We start from the raw sequence: 20,530 nt of genomic DNA on the forward strand, positions 1-20,530 counted from the left end.
CACACAAGTTGTTCTTCATAATCTCTTAATGATCTTCTTGCTGATTCGTCACCAGCAAGCTAGGTCGGCTATATTACTCTCTATCTCTAGAAAGTCAACCAGTAATGAAAACTATTTTTAAACTTTCTTTCTAAAACCCAACTTAGTCAATCTTAACTAAGTTACTGTTTTATCAGAAGTTTTAATCTTCATCACCGCCGATGGATGTGCATTCTACAGCATTTCAGATCCCTTGCAACACTTCTTGCAAAGATTTTTTATCGTGTGTTTATTTTTCAAACCAATAAAAACATAAGATACTGTTATATATAGTTAATTTATTTTCATTATTTTTGATTTTCATGTGATCTAGCTAAGAACTCTCACCCAAGTAATTACAACCAATTGTTTTAATTAAAATTATTTAAAAAAATCATTTATTACGCACTCCCTATTGCTTAAGGCGTAGTCAATTCTTGTTTTATTCTTCACCGCCCTGACGCTTATATAGACAAAACTTGTTTTATACGGCCTTCTTCCTAGAAATTGGCACTCTATTTAAATATGCAAAATAAACTCCGACCTTAAAATTAAAAAAGCCATTGCTTAAAAGCAATGGCTTTTTCAAAAGATTAGACAACAATTAAAACTTCATACTGACTCTTGCCCAGTAGTTACGGCCAATATTGTTAAATTGCTCATTGGCAGCAAATCCAAAACCAGAACTGCCCATCTTGTTCAAATGCTCGGCATAGGTACGATCTAGGACATTATCGACCCCCACAGAAAGATCTACCCCATTCGTAATGTGATATGTGCCATTTAAAGACAGTGCGCCAAAGCCTGCACTTTTCTTAACATCATAACCAACGATATTCCCTTCACGCTCACTAATTCGGTTTTGACCATCGACCAAACGCCAGTAAGCACCCAAAGTATAATTATCCTGGATATAACGTAAATTCACCCGAGCCTCTAAAGGTGAAATCTGTGGCAACGGCGTATTATCAGTGGTGTTTTCACCCCATGCGTACATGGCACTGACATCAGCCTGAATCGCATCACTAAACTGATAACCAATGCCCGCTTCTGCACCTGCAATGACAGCATCGACATTTCGTGTTTCAGCTTGATCGTTTGCATTGTATTTGGTCAAAATAAAATCTTGAATCAAGCCTGTATAGGCAGATACCCATGAACTTAGGTTTCCATGTTCATGTTGGTAACCTAAATCCAACTGTAGGGTTTTCTCAGTATCAATGCTTTTAAAGGTATTGGTATTACCATTCCCTGTTTTAGGACTGAATAATTCCCAGTAATCCGGCATACGTTCGACATAGCCCACGCCAATATAGGTCTTACCATCGTCATGCTCGGGATGATGATTTTCAAAACGTACAAAGGCACTCGGTAGAGTTTCTTTACGTTCCTGATTTGACTCCACTGCTTCTACATTGACCTGATCCAGACGCAAACCAGACACTAGCTTATTGTTATCACTAAGCTGATAACTGAGCTCACCAAAAGCCCCAACAGACTGGAATTCCATATCTTTAGTACGTGACTGATTTTGATACGGCGTCATCAGACTTCCGTTACGTTTAGTATGTTGGTTATTCTGACTATCGATACCAGTAATCAGCTGTAATTTATTCCATTCATTGGTCATTGCCATACGAGCATTCAATGTTTTACGCGCAACATTGCTCGCCATGGGCATACTCATCATGGGACTAGCCTGAAACTCACGCAGACTATAATTATCCATGACATGATCATTAAAGTTATAGTTCACCTGTGCTTCAATCTTTTGAATCACATCGCTAATATTTTTCTTTTCGAGCTTTAGACCGAGACTTTCACGGGCAAATTTCGATCCATCCATAGCCCGACCAGCATAGACTGCTTCAGCATCCGCTTTACCACCGGTCAGTTCTACCCAGGTATTTTCATCAGGTGTCCAGCCTAAAGCCAGATCCGCATTCCAGCGCTCCCAATCCGAAGGAACAATGGTGCCATTTCCATCTTTATAACTGCCAGATACAGAACGGTTGGTATTCAGACGGATATATTTCTGCTCATCGCCTGCTGCCACTTCAATATTCTGATCCAGTCGGTCAAATGAACCCATCAAGACACTTGTTTGACCACGATAGTTTTTATCATCTTTAAACTGTTCCGGACTGCGCTCAAAAATCACGGTTGCGGCAGATCCAGTATTGGCATATTGAACCGTTTGCGGGCCTTTGATCACCGTAATCTGGTCGTAACTTTCTGGGGAAATATATGAGGTGGGTGAGTCCATCCGACTTGGACAGGCCCCCAGGTTTTCAGTGCCATCGGTCAGGATTTTAATTCTTGAACCAAACATACCCCGGAAAGTCACATCACCATTGGTGCCGGCACCGCTATTCACCGCACTAAAACCGACAATGCTTTGTAAATAGTCTGCACCATCTGATGCCGGAATCGGTTGAATCGGCTGTTTCGGATCAGCACGGACAATCAGTCCATTGGCATCATTACCTGCTGTAGAAGTCACCACAATCGGTGCCAAAGTTTGCACGGGCATCGTTTCATTTGCCATTGTGGCTGGTGAATAACAGATAACACAAATCGCAGCCGCAAGTGGCTGTAAAAAAAATTTAGGCTGAGCCATTTTTTTATCTCACTGAATACATAAAAAAGCATGGCTTGAGTCAATAACAACCCAAGCGAAAAATGCAGGTTTATGCAGGCAGTGGCGGCGCTCGTCCCTGAGGAATTAAAAAGAGCTGCTGAAGGACAAACCAGACATGCTTAAAGGTTTTTTGATAAGCAATTAAACGTACCTGAATCCGGCCAAGTACCTGTTTGATATCCAGATCCGGCGGTAAGACTAAATTGGCATAAACCGTACAGTATTGACACTGATGATTGGCATCATGATGATCATGCTGAATATGACCAGATTGGACTTTGAAATGGTGATGTTCACTGGCACTATGCTGTGTATGAACGTCTGTCGCGATAAGAAGCGCACGCGTGATGGTTTCGCAGACCGGAGCAACCTGATATTGCGTCGGTAACAAAGGCTGTAAAAATACAGCAATCTGTAGAAACACAGCTGCAAATGCAAATAGCAGCCCCGCGCGTAAAAACACAGGCCACTCCTAAAATATGCTCATGTCGATTATAACAAAGCCCAATCAGAATTGGGCTTTGTTGGATCATTAAAATAAATTAAAAAAATATCCTAGCGTTTAACTGCCACCTTGTCTTTATTACGCTGGCGTACCAGTTTTTCTACTTTTTCACGTGCACGTTGACGTTTTAATGGCGATAAATAATCAACAAATAATTTGCCACTTAAGTGATCCATTTCATGTTGAATACACACAGCGAGAAGTCCGTCAGCTTCGAGTTCAAATGCTTGACCTTCCAGATTAATTGCCTCGATTTTTACACGTGACGGACGGTCAACTTTATCGTATATTTGAGGAACTGATAGACAGCCTTCTTCGTAGGGCTGCGTTTCTTCAGTCAATGGTGTAATTTTGGGGTTAATAAACACCATCGGTTGATCTTTATTTTCAGACAGATCCATAACAATCAGCTGAATATGACGATCCACCTGAGTCGCGGCAAGTCCGATACCTGGTGCTTCATACATGGTTTCAAACATATCTGCAGCGAGCTGACGAATTTCATCAGTCACATCTTCGACAGGTTGTGCAATGGTACGAAGACGGGGATCCGGGAAACTTAAAATAGGTAATAAGGCCATACTGCGTCCTCAATTATGCCATTGATCAAAAAACCAAATGAAGGGAATGCTTCATCAAAAAAATGTGTGTAAGATCGTTATTATAACGCAACTACGCACATAATTTTAGGAATTATGATAATGAAAAAGGTTTTGAAGGGCATGCCATTTTTTAGTGCCTTGGGGTTTAAAAATCAGATGCTGGCACTCGCCGTTTGTGTCGGTGTCGGTATGGGGACTATTCATTCTGCCGAGGCCGCACCTGCACGTAATGTCAATCCGCCGGCATTAAAAGCCAGTGCACCCAATGTTTATGTGGTCAAAAAAGGCGATACCCTCTGGGACATCTCAAAACGCTTTTTGAAAAACCCGGTGCGTTGGCCTGAAATCTGGGCCAGCAACAAGCACGTGAAAAATCCACATTGGATTTTCCCGGGCGATCGCCTGTTGATGTGTGATTATCAGGGCCGTCCGATTATTGGCAAAGATGAAGGTGATGGTTGTGACGGTATTATCAGCCGCTATCTGGGCAGCACCTCTCTGCAACCTCAGATTCGGGTTGAATCTTTAAACAATACCATTCCAGTGATTCCACTAGAACATATCAAACAGTGGCTAGAGCGCTATACCCTGATGGCGCCTGATTCAGTTCAAGGCACCCCATACATTCTTGGAACTGCCGATCAGCGCGTACTGGCGGGCAAAGGCCAGAAAGTCTATGTACGTGGTAACGGTCTGGTCGTTGGTCAACGCTATGCCGTTTATCGTGAAGCTGAGCCTTATGTATTTACCGATGCCAATGGTAAGAAATATACTGCTGCACTCGAGCTGCAACAGGTGGCATCTGGTATTGCGGTACGTAGTGAAGGTGATGTGACCACACTGGAGCTGACTGACAGTTATAACGCGGAGGTGCGTCGCGGTGACCGCGTACTCGCTGAATACGACCCGATGTTACCGACGCTGTTCTACCCAACCAATGCAGAAAGTATTGTGCCTGGTGGTCAGATTGTGCGTGTATTGGGGTCGATTGGTACTGCAGCACGTCATAGTGTCGTCACCCTTGACCGTGGTACAGCACATGGCGTTCAGACAGGTCATGTCTTTAGCGTAAACCAGAAAGGTGAAGTGGTGACTGATCCGAAGACTAAAGAACGGGTGCAATTGCCAGGTGAGCGTATTGGTCAGGTCATGGTCTTTAAAGCCTTCGATCAATTGAGCTATGCCTATGTGCTGGATAGCGAGCTTCCAATTAAAGTGGGTGCCGGCATTCAGCCTCCTTTGTTAGAAGACTAAGGTTGCAAAGTGGGATGATGTTGATAGATCAGCATCATCTCAATTATTTTCATTCATACCAATAATAAGAAGACGCAAAAATAGGTCTCACTATGTTGAACAGATTGTCGACATCACAAATCAATGCCATCACGCTGTGGTATTTGGTGCAACATTCCCTTACCAGCTTTTATAAAATCAGTCGGCATTATGCAAATCTTGCGGATGCAGTCCATTGTTCTCAAATCGAGACCTGGCAAAAGCTCGGCCTTCATAAAAATCATATTCAACGCCTGAAAGACTTTCAAAGCAGCGAATCTCAAACCCATTTTCAGCACAGTCTAGAACAGATTCAGTTGCACAGTGATTTTGTGCTTTTGCATACAGATGCTGAATATCCACAACAACTGAGTCATTATGAGCATAAGCCGCCGATTCTGTTCGGGCAGGGACATGCAGATCAGTTACTCCAGCCACAAATTGCGATTGTTGGCAGTCGCAAGCCAAGTCCGCACGGACAGCAAGTCGCCTATGACTTTGCCTTTTATCTGAGTGAGCAAGGTTTTTATATTAATAGTGGCTTGGCACAAGGGATTGATGAAGCAGCACATCGGGCTGCGCTACAACATCGACGAACGATTGCAGTGATGGGTACAGGGATCGAACAGACCTATCCTGCTGTACATCAAGCACTACGTCAGCAAATGATTAACCACGGTGGTACAGTTATTACTGAGTTTTTACCTTTTACCCCACCCTTGCAGCAGCATTTTCCACGGCGCAACCGAATTGTCAGCGGCTTAAGTCTTGGGGTGATTGTGGCAGAAGCCGCGTTAAAAAGTGGTTCATTGCTTACGGCACAATGGGCAGCGGAACAAGGCAAGAACATATTTGCAATTCCGGGGCATATTTACAGTGAACATCATCAAGGTTGTCATCAACTGATTCGTGAAGGTGCAATTTTAATTGACCATCCACAGCAAGTGATTGAGGATTTAGCCCTAGCAACACAGTGGCAAGCGAATGCAAATCACTTCAAAAAAGATACTTATCCTGAGCAAGAGCGCACTATCCCGCCCCATTTAATTCATCTTTATAATCAACTCGATTGGGTCGGACAGAGTCTGGATCAGCTCAGTTTTCATTTACAACAGGAAGTATCTTCCTTGACCAGTCAATTGATGGAACTTGAGCTGCTCGGCTTGAGTACTCAACAAGCGGGCATGTATCAGCGTTGTCGTCCACTGAAATAAAGTTCACAATAGGGCTTTGTTGTTTTGTATAAGGTATTCACATGATTACTACCTCTGTTGCTGAAGCAGCAGCATGTCTTAAAGACGGACAAGTCTTGGCATATCCTACAGAGGCTGTTTGGGGCTTGGGTTGCGACCCTTATAATGAACAGGCATTTCATCAGATTTTAAAATTGAAACAGCGCCCGATTGAAAAAGGGGTGATTCTATTGGCAGCGCATATTTCACAGGTGGAACATCTGCTGCAAGATTTAACTACAGAAATGCGTGAACAAGTGATTGAATCCTGGAGCAATGACAGACCCGCTGAACGCGCCATTACCTGGCTGCTTCCCGCGCATCAGGAGATTCCGGCCTGGATTAAGGGCGATCATCCCAAAGTGGCGGTTCGCGTTACCAACCATCCACTCTGTATGGCACTGTGTCAGGCCTTTGGCGGTTTTATTGTGTCTACCAGTGCCAATCCTTCAGGATTGGAACCGGCACGTTCACTGCAAGATGCGATTCGCTACTTTGATCAGAATCTGAATTATCTGAATGGTGACTTAGGGTTAAGCCAGCAACCGAGCCGGATTATTGACGCCGTCAGTGGGGCGATTATTCGCGACTAAGTTGGTTCTCAGTCGACTCAGATATTCAAGCTCGACTAAAGTTTTAAGACAAAAAAAAGCTCAACCATATAGGGATGGTTGAGCATAAAAAAGGATGTGCATAAATCACATCCAGAGGGTTCAGAAATCTCTGGGAGTTTGATAAAACAAGGAAAAATATGTTTAATCATTCTCGATGGATGCATTATGAGAGAAAATTAGTGCAACGACAAGTACAATAAAAAACTCAATTAATACATATTTTCTATTAATACTAGGCAACTTTTAACCAAAATTCAAACTATCTTGCTCTTTCTATTCCAGTTTTAAAATAAATTAAGATTTTTATATTTATTTTCACATTTAAAAATTGGGATTTAACAGGCTATTTCAATTAAAAAACCTTGATTGTTTGCTTAATATTTAAACAATTAATATCTTGATAAACTGTTCCTTAGCTTATCACTTTGCTCTTCCCGGATATTGTGCCCATATAATTCCCAGTAAAATGATACCACCTCCAATACTGTGATACATGGTCCAGGCTTCACCTAACCAGAGATAGGCGACTATCGCGGTAAAAACCGGCATCAGATTCATAAAAATACTGCTACGATTTGGACCGAGTTGCTGTACCGCCATCATCCAAAAGAACGGAGCTAAAATAGAAGGAAAAATTCCGGCATAAACAATACTGGCTGCATTATGGCTATTGATACTGTCCAGACCGAAGTAAAGTACCAACGGAATATGATAGAGACAGGCCATAAAAATCTGGATATACAGACTCAGCAACAATGGAATCTGAATCTGCCATTTTTTCAGCAAGACGCCATAGCAGGCATAGAAAAATACTGCGATCAGCATCAGCAAATCACCGATATAACTGTCGCCCACCGTCAAGAAATGCAGCCCCTGCCCTTGGGCCATGACATACATCAGCCCAATAAAAGACAGCAGACTCCCCAGTACCGCAGCCTGTGTCGGGCGAATTTTTAAGACAAAAATACCCACAATAATGGTAAAAATAGGAATAAAGGCATTGATCAGCCCCATATTGGTCGCAGTGGTAAAGTGTGCAGAGCTATAGGCCAATCCTTGATACAGCACCATCCCCAAGGCACTCAAAACTGCAAAGTGTCCAAGATGTGGTCGAATTTCCGGCCAGGCCGCTTTGACCTTGGGCAACAGAAATGGGCTTAAAATTAGCAGTGCCAGTACCCAGCGGTAAAAACTGATACTGATGGGAGAAATATAATCCGCCACATAACGTGTCACCGTCATGTTTAAGGACCAAATAAAAACTGCGGCCAATGGCAATACCATCGCCCACCAGACTGCTTTGTGCTGCTGTGTCATACCCTCATCCATGTGTCGCTTGTCTTGTTATTTAGCGATTGCTATTTGCGCACCCTAGCATAATAGATTTTTCACATGATATTCAGGCAATTTACCGATTTAAGCCTCCTGCTTCAGCTGCTGTTACTTGTATTGAATCTAAATACCCGTTAAAACAAAGACGATTCAGTCTGAATAAACAGGAAATCTAATGACTCGCTCTGTATATGACATTCCAGTCAAAACCATTCAAGGCCCAGAAACCACCTTAAACCAGTATCAGGGCAAGGTATTGCTTGTGGTGAACGTGGCATCGAAATGTGGTCTGACTCCGCAATATGAAGGTTTGCAAAAGCTGTATAAAGACAAAAAAACGCAAGGTCTGGAAATTCTGGGCTTCCCTGCCAATAACTTTCTGGAGCAGGAACCAGGTAGCGAAGCAGAGATTCAGGAATTCTGCTCTATCAATTATCAGGTTGACTTCCCGCTCTTTGCTAAAATTTCTGTGGCGGGCGAAGACAAGCATCCGCTCTATACCACGCTGACTCAAGCTGTACCAGAGCGGATCGGTGAAGGCCCGTGGTGGAAAGATCTGGTCGATTATGGCCTGACTCCAAACCAACCGCCTGAAGTGTTATGGAACTTTGAGAAATTTCTGATCAATAAGAATGGCGAAGTGGTTGCACGTTTTGCGCCTGACATTACTGCAGATGATCCGCGAATTGTGGATGCGGTAAATGCCGAACTGGCCAAATAATTGCTAATCGCAAAGTAAGTATGTATTTACCCAATAGATACTTACTTTGTAATTTAAACACAGCGAGTTAAATACATAATGATTCATATAAATCCTATCTATAAGTCGCCCTCAACTTTTATTTTTGGCTATAGTTCGTCGCCTGTTCATCAATCTAACAGGCCTAATCTGCAACGATCCTCGGTTAGATTAACAATACACTTGAAGCAATAAACCATTGAGTAAAAGCAAGCGTATTTTCTATATCAAATGCATTCTACGCGTATGAGAAACCCGTACTGGATCAAGTGAATAGGGAGAATGTAAGCATGCATATCCAGAACTCTCCGTTTCTTAACATCATTACAGCCCAAACAATTTATTGAGTTGAAAACGTGAGTTTTATCTTTATTTTTTAAGCATTTTTAATCGAAGACGGTCTGCGCTTCAGTAAATTTGTTATAACTTTGCAACAATCTTTTTTATCTCCATAGTTTGTCCCTATATTAAATCATGAAATATTTCCACCTGCACCGAGACCCTGATTCCATGTCCAAGATTCTTGCCAATGCCGTTCTTCCTTTTGCATTATTTAGCTCAGGGATTTTACTGATGGGATGTGAACAGGCAGTTGAAGCACCCACTGAGCAAGCGGAAACTCGTAGTTCCGATCTTGACACTGCCAGCCAGCCGCAAACTGGCGCTACCGCACCAACTGAGCTTAGATCGGGCAATATGTTTTATATGGTTCGTGATGTGGCTGACTTACAGCTGAAAGCAGGCAGTTATGTGGAACAGTTGAAGCAGACTCAGACTGAGCTACAAAGTGCAGTAGAAGCCAAGGATACTCAGCAACTGCAGTCCACCGCAACCCAGTTACAACAGCAACTCAACAGCTTTAATCAGGTACTCGGCAACCTGAACTTAAAAAGTCAGGAAATTGACCAGATCCGCAGCAATATCATGAGTGCCAATCAGCAAGTCTTGGCCTCACCGCTGTTGAATGGTGACATGGATTTAAGCCAGATCGACCTGAAAAAAATTGAATCGCAGATGGTCAATGTGCAAGCTGAAATGATCAAACTGGCGGGGCTGCTGATCCAGAATCCAGAGCAAAAATCAGACAGTACGACTGAACAGGAAAATACCTAAACCTTCATCTAAGGCGATAGATCGGAAAGCATCTTCCTCAATCGCCTTATCTGCTTTACACTGTAATTTATTATAAAAACTAATTTAAATTAAAAGCTTATATCTAATAAAATAATCAGGAGTTCAATCATGTCGAATTCAGTGCTGTATTCTGTTGTTCCGGTCGAATCCCGACTTGACCTGAAAGATCCCTTTATTTTTACTGTTCACCATCAGGATCATTATCCACAAGGCAATGCCCAATTAGGGCCAGTTACACCGCCGTATCAGCATGAATATGACATGTATTATGGCGAGCAAATTCCCGGCTTTCCGGAGCATCCGCATACCGGTTTTGAAACCATTACCATTGTCGAGCGCGGTTATGTCGACCATTTTGACTCGCTCGGAAACTCGGGACGTTATGCCGCAGGTGATGTGCAATGGCTGACCACCGGCAATGGGGTACAGCACTGCGAAATGTTTCCCTTAGTTCATCAAGATCAGGATAATCCTCTGGAGCTGTTTCAAATCTGGCTGAATTCCTCACCGGAACAGAAAAAGCAGCCGGCCGATTATAAAATGTTGTGGCGTGAACAGATTCCGCATGTATTTTCAGCCAATGCAGCCGGACCTAAAGCGGATATTCGGGTCATTTCAGGGCAGTTTAAAGACACCGAAGCACTGGATCGTCCACCCCATTCTTGGGCAGCACCTGCTGAAAACAGGGTCAATATTTACCTGATCACACTTGCGCCTGAGGCAGAGCTGATTATTCCGGCAAGTACTGCGAGCGCGACGCGTTTTTGTTATTTCTACCAAGGCAAAAGTCTGGAGCTGGAAGGACAGAAAATACAGGTCAAGCATCTGATAGAACTCAAACCAGATCAGGATATTCATCTCAAAGGTGGTTTACTGGAATCACATATTTTATGGCTAGAAGGTGAACCGATTGGTGCACCCGTGGCGATGCGCGGGCCCTTTGTGTTAAATACTCCGCAGGAACTGGATGCTGCTTTTCGCCGTTATCGTGACACCCAGTTTGGTGCTTGGCCTTGGCCAAACGCTGAACCATCATTTCCACGAGAACGACCTCGTTTTGCCAGCTATGACGGTGGTCAACGCGAAGAATATCCAGAACAAAGAAGCCACTGAATAGTGGCTTCTTTGTCGAGTCAATATTTTATTTCTTCGGGCTTTTGACCACGACCAGTTTCTTTTGCACAAATTCTTTGAAACCATCAATCGAGAGTTCATGGCCATAACCGGAGTTCTTCATCCCGCCAAATGGTAATTCCGGCGTGGTATCGGTAAACCAGTTGATCCAGATCATGCCAGTTTCTACCCGTGATGCTAGTTTTTTAGCGCGCTCGATATCCTGTGAATGAATCACGCCACCTAAGCCATAATTGGAATCATTGGCAATTTCGACAATCTCATCATCATCCTTCGCCACATAGATTTGCGCCACCGGGCCAAAAAATTCTTCATACCAGGCTTCATTTTCACGCGTGATATTTTCCAGAATGGTTGGGGCATAGAAATTGCCTTGATGGTCTACAGCCTTACCGCCAGTGACCACAGTCGCACCTTGTGCTACTGCCTTCTCGACCTGCTTGGTAAGTTTTTCCAGCGCATCTTTTGAAGAAAGCGGCCCTAACGTGGTTTCAGGATCGAGCGGATCACCCAGCTTTAACTGTTCAAAAGCTTTCAGCATGCCGGCTTTGAATTGTTCGGCAATTTTTTCATGCAGAATAAATCGCTTCGCTGCCGTACACACCTGCCCGGCATTATTGACCCGCGCCTGACAGCCTAACTTGATCGCGCGTTCGAGATCTGCATCATCCAGCACAATAAAGACATCATTACCGCCCAGTTCCAGCGTTGATTTTTTAAGATGTTTTCCGGCCTGTTCAGCGACTGCACTGCCCGCACCTTCTGAACCTGTCAATGCCACACCACGTACACGTTTGTCTGCAATCACCTCAGCGACCTGGTCACTGCTGATAAACAGGTTGGTCCAGACACCTGTGGGTGCGCCTGCATCCAAGATCAGTTGTTCAAAGGCTTCCGCACATTGCGGAACAATGCCAGCATGTTTTGCCAGAACTGGATTACCAATGGCACAGTTCGGTGCAAAGACCCGCATCAGTTGATAAAACGGAAAGTTCCACGGTTCTACCGCCATGATAATACCCAGTGGATGATGCTCAACCCAGGCCTCACCCAGTTCCGTTTCATAGGACACGGGCGCTAAAAATTCTTTGGCATGATCAGCATAGTATTCGGCAATTTTGGCGCAGGTTTCGATTTCACCTTCACTCTGCTTAATGAGTTTTCCCATATCCAGCGTCATGAGCTTGGCCAGTTCAGATTTTTGCTCTCGCATATTGCTGGCCAGTTTACGAAGTACTTCAATACGGGTATCGGCCTGTTGAGCCCATTCCGATTTCAGGATTTTTTCTGCTGTATCGAGGGCATTTTGAATATCTTGATCGCTATGGGATGGGTAGTCTTTCAATTTTTGATTGGTAAATGGATTAATAGATTGATAAGCCATGATTTTCCCTTTTTCAATTATAAGTTTCGCCTGTTCAAAACCCAATCGCATCAAGTTATAACAAGCGAGTATCTGTTCGAATTATTTAACTTATCATTGATTTATTTATGGCGTGTGCCTGCTTACAGATTGGTTCAAAACATTACTGAGAAAGGGTAAAAGTTATATCGAGTGGTACAAAATGAAATTTTCTAATAAATATCAAACTAAAGCCAATAGTGATGAAGTTAGGGTTCGAGCAAACTATAAAAAGCTTGAAGTACCAAGTTTAGCAGAAGGTTTTGATGAGACATTTAAGGTGAAGATTGTGGGGAATTTTCGATTATTCCCCATCCCTCAGCTCTATTAAAGTCTTTTTTTGGGTTTTCTTTTATGTGTGGTTTCTCGCACTACAGGTATCGGGTGTCTAGGTGATGGTCTCAAACTGACACCCTGTATCACTTTTTTTCTGATTCTTCCTCCAATTTATAATAGACAAATAACTGATGAATCAGATTTTCTAAAACCTTTAGATGCAAAATTAAATCTTTTCTAGACTTACTATCAGCACGATGTGCAGCATCATTTCCTAGATAACGAATATCATCTAATAAACCTCTTTGTTTTGTTGAAATAAAACCATCAACCTCAAACTGAGTTAGAATTATTCCTAGATCATCAGACTTCCCAAAATACTTTATAATTTGCTCTAAAAGAGTCCTTAAACCTAATCCTGTTAGTAAAGGCATCTTATTATTCAAAGCAATAATGACTTCCTCATAAGTACAATAAATTTCTTCAGGCAAAATTTTTGCAAACTCTTTAGAAAATGCGGTTTCTTCATCGCGTATTGGATATAGTTGAATTTGAGCATTTTCCTCATAAATTGGAGTACCGTCATACTCTTCTCCTATTTGAAACACTTCTTCTGAATTTATAATTTCCTTTTTATAAGTAATAGAACCACAATTAATACATTTCAAAACCTTATAATTTTTATAAAGTTGGAATTCCCCATAGTCCTCACTATCAGTTATATTAACAATAATATTTTGCTTTATATCAATTTTACATTTTATACATAAACATTGATCGAATATTTCTGGCTCGCTAACTTGGACACTGCAATTTTTATCAACAAATATTTTCATATTTTTTCCATGTTATAAATTATCATAAAAAAACCACCCTTTCGGGTGGTTTCTTCAATCTCAAACCGTCTCTTATTGAGCGCGGTTTTTGATTTTGCGGATCGTTTCCAGCTGTGCAGCAGTTTCTGCAAGAGCAGCCAATGCAGCAGCAGAATCCAAATCGCTCTTTTGATTGGCAAGCAATTGTTCAGCGTGTTTACGCGCTTCAATAATTGCCGCTTCATCTAAGTTGTCGGCACGGATTGCAGTATCTGCAAGAACCGTAACAACGTGCGGTTGAACTTCTAGAACACCACCAGATACATAGATCAACTCTTCTGTACCGTTTTCCAAAATAACGCGGATCGCGCCAGGTTGGAGCAAAGTTACCAGCGGAGCATGGCCAGGCATAATACCTAACTCACCGCCAGCACCTTTTGCAATTAGCATCGTTACAGTGCCTGAGTACAAAGACTCCTGAACACTTACAACATCACATTGCATAGTCGCCATGAGAATCTCCTAAATTAGAGTCGCTAATTAAAGTTTCTCGGCTTTAGCAATCACTTCGTCAATACCACCAACCATGTAGAACGCTTGTTCTGGGATGTGATCGTATTCACCAGCTAGAAGACCTTTAAAGCCACGAATCGTTTCTTTAAGAGATACTAATTTACCAGGTGCACCAGTAAATACTTCAGCTACGTGGAACGGTTGAGAGAAGAAACGCTGGATTTTACGCGCACGGTAAACAACCAGTTTATCTTCTTCAGCAAGCTCGTCCATACCAAGAATCGCGATGATGTCTTTAAGCTCTTTATAACGTTGCAATACGTTCTGTACAGAACGTGCAATTTCATAATGCTCTTGACCAACAACTAACGGATCTAATTGGCGTGAAGTTGAGTCTAGTGGATCGATCGCTGGATAAATACCAGAAGATGCGATGTCACGGCTCAATACTACAGTTGCGTCCAAGTGAGCAAACGTTGTAGCAGGCGATGGATCTGTTAAGTCATCGGCAGGTACGTATACCGCTTGGATTGACGTAATAGAACCAGACTTAGTCGATGTAATACGTTCTTGAAGAACACCCATCTCTTCTGCAAGTGTAGGCTGGTAACCTACTGCAGATGGCATACGACCTAGAAGTGCTGATACTTCAGTACCCGCTAGTGTATAACGATAAATGTTATCTACGAACAATAGTACGTCACGGCCTTTACCGTTTTCGTCTTTCTCGTCACGGAAATATTCAGCCATAGTAAGACCAGTCAACGCTACGCGTAAACGGTTACCTGGTGGCTCGTTCATCTGACCGTAGACCATTGCTACTTTGTCTAGAACGTTAGAATCTTTCATTTCGTGATAGAAGTCATTACCTTCACGAGTACGCTCACCAACACCAGCAAACACAGATAAACCTGAGTGAGCTTTCGCGATGTTGTTGATCAATTCCATCATGTTTACAGTTTTACCAACACCGGCACCACCGAACAGACCAACTTTACCACCTTTCGCAAACGGGCATAGCAAGTCGATGACTTTAATACCAGTTTCTAGAAGGTCAGTAGAAGCTGCTTGTTCTGCATAAGAAGGTGCAGAGCGGTGAATTGGTAAACGCGCTTCAGTCGCAACAGGACCAGCTTCGTCGATCGGGCGACCAAGAACGTCCATGATACGGCCTAGAGTCGCTGTACCTACAGGTACAGAAATCGGCGCGCCAGTGTTAACTACGTTCAAACCACGCTTAAGGCCTTCAGTAGAACCCATTGCAATAGTACGAACTACGCCATCACCAAGCTGTTGCTGAACTTCTAAAGTAGTTTCAGTACCATCTACTTGGAGAGCGTCATAGATCTTAGGAACGCTGTTGCGTTCAAACTCGACGTCGATAACCGCGCCGATGATCTGAATGATACGACCGCTATTCATTGCTGTCTCCTCAATTCAAAATAATGTTAAACGGCAGCGGCACCACCAACGATCTCAGAAATTTCCTGAGTAATCGCGGCTTGACGCAGCTTGTTATAAATAAGTTGCAGGCTCTTAATGATCTCGCCTGCGTTGTCTGTCGCTGCTTTCATAGCGACCATACGTGCAGACTGCTCACATGCGATGTTTTCAATCACACCTTGATACACCACAGACTCGATATAGCGAACCAACAAGCCATTTAAAAGCTCTTCAGCTTCAGGCTCGTAGATATAATCCCAACCGTATTGACGGTTAAGAGTCTTGTCTTCTTCAGCAGCAGCCAAAGGAACAAGTTGTTCGATCTTTTGATTTTGAGTCATGGCATTGACAAAGCCGTTTGACACTAGATAAATACGATCTAACTCGCCTTTATCATAAGCATCCAACATCACCTGTACAGAACCAGATAACTGCTCAAGACTTGGAGTATCACCGACTTGCGTCGTCGCCCCAAGCACTTTACCGCCGTAGTTTTTAAAAAACGAAACCGCTTTTTGACCAATTAAAGCAAATTGAACTTCAATTGACTGCTCTTGTTGCTGTTGAACGTGTTTAACCACTTTCTTGAACAAGTTAATGTTCAAACCACCAGCAAGGCCACGATCTGAAGACACAATGATATAGCCAACGCGCTTAACCGGGCGTTCAACCATATAACGGTGTTTGTATTCAGGGTTCGCTTGGACCAAATGAGCAATTACACGGTGCATATTTTCGGCATACGGACGGCCTTGAGCCATGCGCTCTTGCGCACGACGCATCTTAGAAGCTGCTACCATTTGCATCGCTCGAGTAATCTTCTGCGTGCTCTTGATACTAGCTACTTTGGCGCGAATTTCTTTTAAATTTGCCATACGCTTAACCTAGTATTCGAAAGCCCTTGCGAGCTTCCGAAGGTTGATTCCGTGAACCAAACCAACACTAATCTAGCAAGTTGCTAAATTAGTAAGTTTGAGTCGCTTTAAAGCTTTCAATACCTGCTTTGATTGCAGCTTCGATGTCTTTGTTGTAATCACCAGAGGCATCGATTTGTTGCATTAACGCAGCATGTTCTGAACGGAAGTAAGAAATTAACGCAGCATCAAAGTCTACGATTTTCTTAACGTCTACGTCAGCCATGTAGCCTTCGTTAGATGCATAAATTGAAACAGCCTGGTCAGCAATTGAGTATGGAGCATATTGTTTTTGCTTCATTAACTCAGTTACACGTTGACCATGTTCAAGTTGCTTACGAGTTGCTTCGTCAAGATCAGAAGCGAACTGAGCAAATGCTGCCAATTCACGGTATTGCGCCAAAGCAGTACGGATACCACCAGACAATTTCTTGATGATCTTGGTTTGCGCTGAACCACCAACACGAGATACAGAGATACCCGCGTTCACAGCAGGACGAATACCTGCGTTGAATAATGATGTTTCAAGGAAGATCTGACCATCAGTAATCGAAATTACGTTGGTTGGTACGAATGCAGATACGTCACCCGCTTGAGTTTCAATAATCGGCAATGCAGTTAATGAACCAGTTTGGCCTTTAACTTCACCGTTAGTGAATTTCTCAACGTAGTCAGCAGATACACGAGAAGCACGTTCAAGTAGACGCGAGTGTAGATAGAACACGTCACCTGGATAAGCTTCACGACCTGGTGGACGGCGTAAAAGCAATGAAATTTGACGATACGCAACAGCTTGCTTAGACAAGTCATCATAAATGATTAACGCATCTTCACCACGGTCACGGTAGTATTCACCCATTGTACAGCCAGAGTACGGAGCCAAATACAGCATTGCTGCTGGATCAGATGCACCTGCTGCGACAACAGTGGTGTACGCCATAGCGCCAGTTTCTTCCAGCTTGCGTACTACGTTAGCGATAGTCGATTGTTTTTGACCAATTGCTACGTATACACATTTAATGCCAGAGTTTTTCTGAGCGATGATCGCGTCGATCGCCATTGCTGTTTTACCAGTTTGACGGTCACCAATGATCAACTCACGCTGACCACGGCCTACAGGGATCATTGTATCTACTGATTTATAACCAGTTTGTACAGGTTGATCCACTGACTGACGCCAAATTACGCCTGGTGCTACTTTTTCAACAGCATCAGTTAATTTAGCATCGATCGGGCCTTTACCATCAATCGGGTTACCCAAAGCATCGACTACACGGCCTAAAAGTTCTGGACCAACCGGAACTTCTAATACACGACCTGTGCAACGCGCTTTTTGACCTTCTTGAAGGCTTAAGTAGTTACCTAAAACAACGACGCCCACTGAATCCTGTTCTAGGTTCAGTGCCATACCATAAAGGCCGCCGTCGAATTCGATCATTTCACCGTACATTGCATCAGCAAGGCCGTGAATACGCACAATACCGTCGGAAACCATAACAATGGTCCCTTCGTTCTTAGCGGTTGCGCTGGTGTCCAGATCGCCGATACGCTGTTTAATGAGCGCACTGATCTCGGATGGATTCAGTTGTTGCATTGCGCTATACCTCAATCTTTTTAAAGTTCAGTCTTCTTATTTCTTAAGCAAGAAGACGAGTACGCATTTTCTCAAGCTTGTTAAGCGCAGAATCATCTATCACTTGGTCGCCTGCACGAATAACTACACCAGCAATAAGCTCTGGTTTCACTTCTACAGAAACACTTACTGCAGCTTCGAATTTCTTCTCTAATGCATGCGTCAGTAATTGTTCCTGAACAGAAGTTAATGGGAATGCTGATTCAATCACAACATCCACAGTATTGTTATTCTGTGATTTGAGCTGTTCATATTCTGCAGCAATTTCAGGAAGAAGCGTCAAACGGTTGTTTTCAGCAAGCAATGTCAGGAAGTTAGACACTGCTGCAGTTTGGTCTTCACCTAAAACTTTGGCAAAAAGAGACACCTGCTCAGCAGGTGTAAGCTCCGGGCGATTTAGATAAGCTGAAAATGCTTCGTCTTGCACCGCAGCACTGAGCAATTCAAGTGCAGTTGACCAAGAGTCAGTTGCACCCTGCTCAGAAGCGTAAGCAAATGCTGCTTTTGCATAAGGGCGTGCTAACGTCAAGAGTTCAGCCATAATCTGCCTCTCTTAAAGTTTAGCAGCCAGCTGAGTCAGCATGGCATTGTGAGCTTCTGCATCAACTTGCTGGCTAAGAATTTTCTCAGCACCAGTCACTGCAAGAGCAGCCACTTGTTGACGCAATTCTTCGCGAGCAGAATTGATTTCGGTATCAACAGCTTCTTTCGCTTGTTGACGAATACGCTCACCTTCAGCAGATGCTTGAGTACGCGCTTCTTCTACCAACTGTGCTGCACGACGGTTCGCTTGTTCGATCAATTGAGCCGCTTGTGCTTTTGCCGTGTCCAGTTCAGCTTTCACTTGTGCTTGCGCATCTGCAAGGTCAGCTTTCGCTTTTTCAGCAGCATTTAAGCCATCAGCGATACGACGCTGACGTTCACTAATCGCATTGATTAGTGGTGGCCATACAAACTTCATGCAGAACGCGACAAAAATCGCAAACGCAATCGCTTGGCCAAACAATGTGAGGTTGATATTCATTGCAAATTCCTCAAATAGTGAATTTCGGAATTAAGCTGATTAACCTACAAATGGATTAGCGAAGATGAAGAACAAGCCAATACCAACACCGATCATAGGCACAGCATCAAGAAGACCTGCGATTAAGAACATACGAGTTTGAAGTTGCGGAGCCAATTCTGGTTGACGAGCAACAGCTTCAAGGAAACGGCCGCCTAGAAGACCAAAACCAATCGCAGTACCTAAAGCACCGAAAGCGATCAAGATAGCAGATGCAATTGCAACTAGACCTAAAGTGAGTTCCATGATAATTCCTCAGAGGTTAGGTTTTATACCAAATTAAGTTAAAAAATTGTGTGCCCAACCATCCGTTGACAGTTAGGCAATACCATTAATGCTTTTCGCTTGCCATACTCATGTACACGATAGTCAACATCATGAAAATGAATGCTTGTAGCGTAATAATCAAAATGTGGAAAATCGCCCAAGGCACAGACAACGCCCACTGGATCCAGAACGGTAATAACGCGATAAGAATGAAGATTAACTCACCCGCATACATGTTACCGAACAGTCGTAGAGCCAATGAAACTGGTCGCGCCAAGAAAGTGGTCAATTCCAACAATAAGTTGAATGGAATCAAAAGCACTTTAGCAACTGGGTTACTTGGGTTAAATGGGTTAAGTGCTAACTCACCAACGAAGCCGCCAACACCTTTCTCACGAATACTATAGAAAATGATCAAGAAGAATACAGAAATAGACATACCGAGGGTAACGTTTGGATCTGTAGTCGGAACAATTTTAAAGTAAACCTGATGAGGGTCTACACCCAGCATAGAAGCAATCGCGTGTTGAGCTACATAAGGAATAAAGTCAACAGGGATCAAATCCATCAAGTTCATGAGGAAAATCCACACGAAAATGGTTAAAGCTAAGGGTGCAATTAATCGAGACTTCCCGTGGAAGGTATCACGTACACTTGAATCTACAAACTCGATAATCATTTCAATTGCAGACTGGAACTTGGTAGGAACACCAGCATTAGCCGCTTTCGCAACCAACCAGAATAACAAACAGAAAATCAGACCCAGTCCGATAGACCAACCCATTGAATCCAAGTGAATAGCAGTGAACCCCATCTGTTGAGCTTCAGCACCGCTCTCGGCCAATTTCCATGTACCATCTGGCATTTTGCCATAGGTCATGTTGGTCAAGTGATGCTTGATATACTCGGTCGAAGTAAGGGCATGTTCTTCAGCAGCCATAAATCACACCTGGTCAATGTCAAAAAACTAATAGAACAAAC

Annotated in this window: 21 protein-coding genes; 7 read left to right on the forward strand and 14 right to left on the reverse strand. The window is 43.2% G+C overall.

The genetic code is table 11. The features are described from left to right. Window positions 1–622: 622 nt before the first annotated feature. The 3 genes from GVV58_RS12685 to def form a co-directional block, all read right to left on the reverse strand. The gene (locus GVV58_RS12685; RefSeq protein ID WP_159516701.1) at window positions 623–2,638 is read right to left on the reverse strand and encodes a TonB-dependent copper receptor; all 2,016 of its coding nucleotides are present in this window, start codon (window positions 2,636–2,638) and stop codon (window positions 623–625) included. A 70-nt stretch (window positions 2,639–2,708) separates the two neighbouring features. Further along, complete coding sequence (locus GVV58_RS12690; protein ID WP_159516702.1) at window positions 2,709–3,122, reverse strand: DUF2946 family protein; 414 nt, start codon at window positions 3,120–3,122, stop codon at window positions 2,709–2,711. Window positions 3,123–3,214: 92 nt separating this feature from the next. Next, a complete protein-coding gene (def, locus tag GVV58_RS12695; protein ID WP_005173860.1) occupies window positions 3,215–3,745 on the reverse strand; it encodes a peptide deformylase in 531 nt (176 codons plus the stop codon). A 120-nt stretch (window positions 3,746–3,865) separates the two neighbouring features. On the opposite strand from def, the gene GVV58_RS12700 reads away from it, so the two are divergent. The 3 genes from GVV58_RS12700 (at window position 3,866) to GVV58_RS12710 (ending at window position 6,863) form a co-directional block, all read left to right on the forward strand. Beyond that, the gene (locus tag GVV58_RS12700; RefSeq protein WP_159516703.1) at window positions 3,866–5,020 is read left to right on the forward strand and encodes a LysM peptidoglycan-binding domain-containing protein; all 1,155 of its coding nucleotides are present in this window, start codon (window positions 3,866–3,868) and stop codon (window positions 5,018–5,020) included. A 92-nt stretch (window positions 5,021–5,112) separates the two neighbouring features. Continuing rightward, a complete protein-coding gene (dprA, locus tag GVV58_RS12705; RefSeq protein WP_159516704.1) occupies window positions 5,113–6,252 on the forward strand; it encodes a DNA-processing protein DprA in 1,140 nt (379 codons plus the stop codon). Between the two features lie 41 nt (window positions 6,253–6,293). Continuing rightward, a complete protein-coding gene (locus tag GVV58_RS12710; RefSeq protein WP_159516705.1) occupies window positions 6,294–6,863 on the forward strand; it encodes a Sua5/YciO/YrdC/YwlC family protein in 570 nt (189 codons plus the stop codon). Window positions 6,864–7,304: 441 nt separating this feature from the next. Here the strand turns inward: GVV58_RS12710 and GVV58_RS12715 are convergent, their stop codons facing one another. Then, entirely contained in the window at window positions 7,305–8,201 is an 897-nt protein-coding gene (locus GVV58_RS12715) for a DMT family transporter (protein ID WP_005173847.1), read from the reverse strand. 190 nt (window positions 8,202–8,391) lie between these two features. Between GVV58_RS12715 and GVV58_RS12720 the strand changes: the two genes are divergently transcribed. The 3 genes from GVV58_RS12720 (at window position 8,392) to GVV58_RS12730 (ending at window position 11,202) form a co-directional block, all read left to right on the forward strand. Further along, window positions 8,392–8,937, forward strand: a complete 546-nt coding sequence (locus GVV58_RS12720) for a glutathione peroxidase (RefSeq protein ID WP_100358032.1) — start codon at window positions 8,392–8,394, stop codon at window positions 8,935–8,937. Between the two features lie 528 nt (window positions 8,938–9,465). Beyond that, window positions 9,466–10,068, forward strand: coding sequence for a hypothetical protein (locus GVV58_RS12725; protein WP_005173841.1), 603 nt, complete (start codon window positions 9,466–9,468; stop codon window positions 10,066–10,068). A gap of 129 nt (window positions 10,069–10,197) precedes the next feature. Beyond that, entirely contained in the window at window positions 10,198–11,202 is a 1,005-nt protein-coding gene (locus GVV58_RS12730; RefSeq protein WP_100329710.1) for a pirin family protein, read from the forward strand. 28 nt (window positions 11,203–11,230) lie between these two features. Here GVV58_RS12730 and GVV58_RS12735 read toward each other — a convergent pair whose 3' ends face one another. After that, on the reverse strand, window positions 11,231–12,607 hold the full coding sequence (locus tag GVV58_RS12735; protein WP_100358034.1) for an NAD-dependent succinate-semialdehyde dehydrogenase: 1,377 nt from the start codon (window positions 12,605–12,607) through the stop codon (window positions 11,231–11,233). A 181-nt stretch (window positions 12,608–12,788) separates the two neighbouring features. Between GVV58_RS12735 and GVV58_RS12740 the strand changes: the two genes are divergently transcribed. Next, entirely contained in the window at window positions 12,789–12,956 is a 168-nt protein-coding gene (locus tag GVV58_RS12740; protein WP_159516706.1) for a hypothetical protein, read from the forward strand. Window positions 12,957–13,044: 88 nt separating this feature from the next. Here the strand turns inward: GVV58_RS12740 and GVV58_RS12745 are convergent, their stop codons facing one another. The 9 genes from GVV58_RS12745 to atpB form a co-directional block, all read right to left on the reverse strand. Next, the gene (locus tag GVV58_RS12745) at window positions 13,045–13,737 is read right to left on the reverse strand and encodes a DUF4145 domain-containing protein (RefSeq protein WP_252721272.1); all 693 of its coding nucleotides are present in this window, start codon (window positions 13,735–13,737) and stop codon (window positions 13,045–13,047) included. A gap of 72 nt (window positions 13,738–13,809) precedes the next feature. Then, the gene (locus tag GVV58_RS12750) at window positions 13,810–14,229 is read right to left on the reverse strand and encodes a F0F1 ATP synthase subunit epsilon (protein ID WP_005094544.1); all 420 of its coding nucleotides are present in this window, start codon (window positions 14,227–14,229) and stop codon (window positions 13,810–13,812) included. A 27-nt stretch (window positions 14,230–14,256) separates the two neighbouring features. After that, complete coding sequence (gene atpD / locus GVV58_RS12755) at window positions 14,257–15,651, reverse strand: F0F1 ATP synthase subunit beta (RefSeq protein WP_004280997.1); 1,395 nt, start codon at window positions 15,649–15,651, stop codon at window positions 14,257–14,259. A gap of 26 nt (window positions 15,652–15,677) precedes the next feature. Then, window positions 15,678–16,547, reverse strand: coding sequence for a F0F1 ATP synthase subunit gamma (atpG, locus tag GVV58_RS12760; protein WP_004280996.1), 870 nt, complete (start codon window positions 16,545–16,547; stop codon window positions 15,678–15,680). 88 nt (window positions 16,548–16,635) lie between these two features. Next, window positions 16,636–18,180 (reverse strand): F0F1 ATP synthase subunit alpha, encoded by a 1,545-nt coding sequence (gene atpA, locus GVV58_RS12765; protein WP_074383695.1) that lies wholly within the window; start codon window positions 18,178–18,180, stop codon window positions 16,636–16,638. A 43-nt stretch (window positions 18,181–18,223) separates the two neighbouring features. Next, window positions 18,224–18,760, reverse strand: a complete 537-nt coding sequence (locus GVV58_RS12770) for a F0F1 ATP synthase subunit delta (RefSeq protein ID WP_005173826.1) — start codon at window positions 18,758–18,760, stop codon at window positions 18,224–18,226. 12 nt (window positions 18,761–18,772) lie between these two features. Then, window positions 18,773–19,243: a F0F1 ATP synthase subunit B gene (locus GVV58_RS12775; protein ID WP_005173825.1), complete on the reverse strand. Its 471-nt coding sequence runs from the start codon at window positions 19,241–19,243 to the stop codon at window positions 18,773–18,775. A 39-nt stretch (window positions 19,244–19,282) separates the two neighbouring features. Beyond that, window positions 19,283–19,528 (reverse strand): F0F1 ATP synthase subunit C, encoded by a 246-nt coding sequence (atpE, locus tag GVV58_RS12780; protein WP_000424060.1) that lies wholly within the window; start codon window positions 19,526–19,528, stop codon window positions 19,283–19,285. A gap of 85 nt (window positions 19,529–19,613) precedes the next feature. After that, a complete protein-coding gene (gene atpB, locus GVV58_RS12785; RefSeq protein WP_005094552.1) occupies window positions 19,614–20,489 on the reverse strand; it encodes a F0F1 ATP synthase subunit A in 876 nt (291 codons plus the stop codon). Window positions 20,490–20,530 lie beyond the last annotated feature (41 nt).

The organism is Acinetobacter sp. 18QD2AZ41W (genome assembly GCF_009829025.1).
In the GTDB taxonomy this organism is placed as follows: domain Bacteria; phylum Pseudomonadota; class Gammaproteobacteria; order Pseudomonadales; family Moraxellaceae; genus Acinetobacter; species Acinetobacter pseudolwoffii.

Bases quoted from the DNA above. Each gene is read 5' to 3' on its own strand.
- GVV58_RS12685 (WP_159516701.1), bottom strand. From the start codon at position 2,638: ATGGCTCAGCCTAAATTTTTTTTACAGCCACTTGCGGCTGCGATTTGT.
- def (WP_005173860.1), bottom strand. From the start codon at position 3,745: ATGGCCTTATTACCTATTTTAAGTTTCCCGGATCCCCGTCTTCGTACC.
- GVV58_RS12700 (WP_159516703.1), top strand. From the start codon at position 3,866: ATGAAAAAGGTTTTGAAGGGCATGCCATTTTTTAGTGCCTTGGGGTTT.
- dprA (WP_159516704.1), top strand. From the start codon at position 5,113: ATGTTGAACAGATTGTCGACATCACAAATCAATGCCATCACGCTGTGG.
- GVV58_RS12710 (WP_159516705.1), top strand. From the start codon at position 6,294: ATGATTACTACCTCTGTTGCTGAAGCAGCAGCATGTCTTAAAGACGGA.
- GVV58_RS12715 (WP_005173847.1), bottom strand. From the start codon at position 8,201: ATGACACAGCAGCACAAAGCAGTCTGGTGGGCGATGGTATTGCCATTG.
- GVV58_RS12720 (WP_100358032.1), top strand. From the start codon at position 8,392: ATGACTCGCTCTGTATATGACATTCCAGTCAAAACCATTCAAGGCCCA.
- GVV58_RS12725 (WP_005173841.1), top strand. From the start codon at position 9,466: ATGTCCAAGATTCTTGCCAATGCCGTTCTTCCTTTTGCATTATTTAGC.
- GVV58_RS12730 (WP_100329710.1), top strand. From the start codon at position 10,198: ATGTCGAATTCAGTGCTGTATTCTGTTGTTCCGGTCGAATCCCGACTT.
- GVV58_RS12735 (WP_100358034.1), bottom strand. From the start codon at position 12,607: ATGGCTTATCAATCTATTAATCCATTTACCAATCAAAAATTGAAAGAC.
- GVV58_RS12740 (WP_159516706.1), top strand. From the start codon at position 12,789: ATGAAATTTTCTAATAAATATCAAACTAAAGCCAATAGTGATGAAGTT.
- GVV58_RS12745 (WP_252721272.1), bottom strand. From the start codon at position 13,737: ATGAAAATATTTGTTGATAAAAATTGCAGTGTCCAAGTTAGCGAGCCA.
- GVV58_RS12750 (WP_005094544.1), bottom strand. From the start codon at position 14,229: ATGGCGACTATGCAATGTGATGTTGTAAGTGTTCAGGAGTCTTTGTAC.
- atpD (WP_004280997.1), bottom strand. From the start codon at position 15,651: ATGAATAGCGGTCGTATCATTCAGATCATCGGCGCGGTTATCGACGTC.
- atpG (WP_004280996.1), bottom strand. From the start codon at position 16,547: ATGGCAAATTTAAAAGAAATTCGCGCCAAAGTAGCTAGTATCAAGAGC.
- atpA (WP_074383695.1), bottom strand. From the start codon at position 18,180: ATGCAACAACTGAATCCATCCGAGATCAGTGCGCTCATTAAACAGCGT.
- GVV58_RS12770 (WP_005173826.1), bottom strand. From the start codon at position 18,760: ATGGCTGAACTCTTGACGTTAGCACGCCCTTATGCAAAAGCAGCATTT.
- GVV58_RS12775 (WP_005173825.1), bottom strand. From the start codon at position 19,243: ATGAATATCAACCTCACATTGTTTGGCCAAGCGATTGCGTTTGCGATT.
- atpE (WP_000424060.1), bottom strand. From the start codon at position 19,528: ATGGAACTCACTTTAGGTCTAGTTGCAATTGCATCTGCTATCTTGATC.
- atpB (WP_005094552.1), bottom strand. From the start codon at position 20,489: ATGGCTGCTGAAGAACATGCCCTTACTTCGACCGAGTATATCAAGCAT.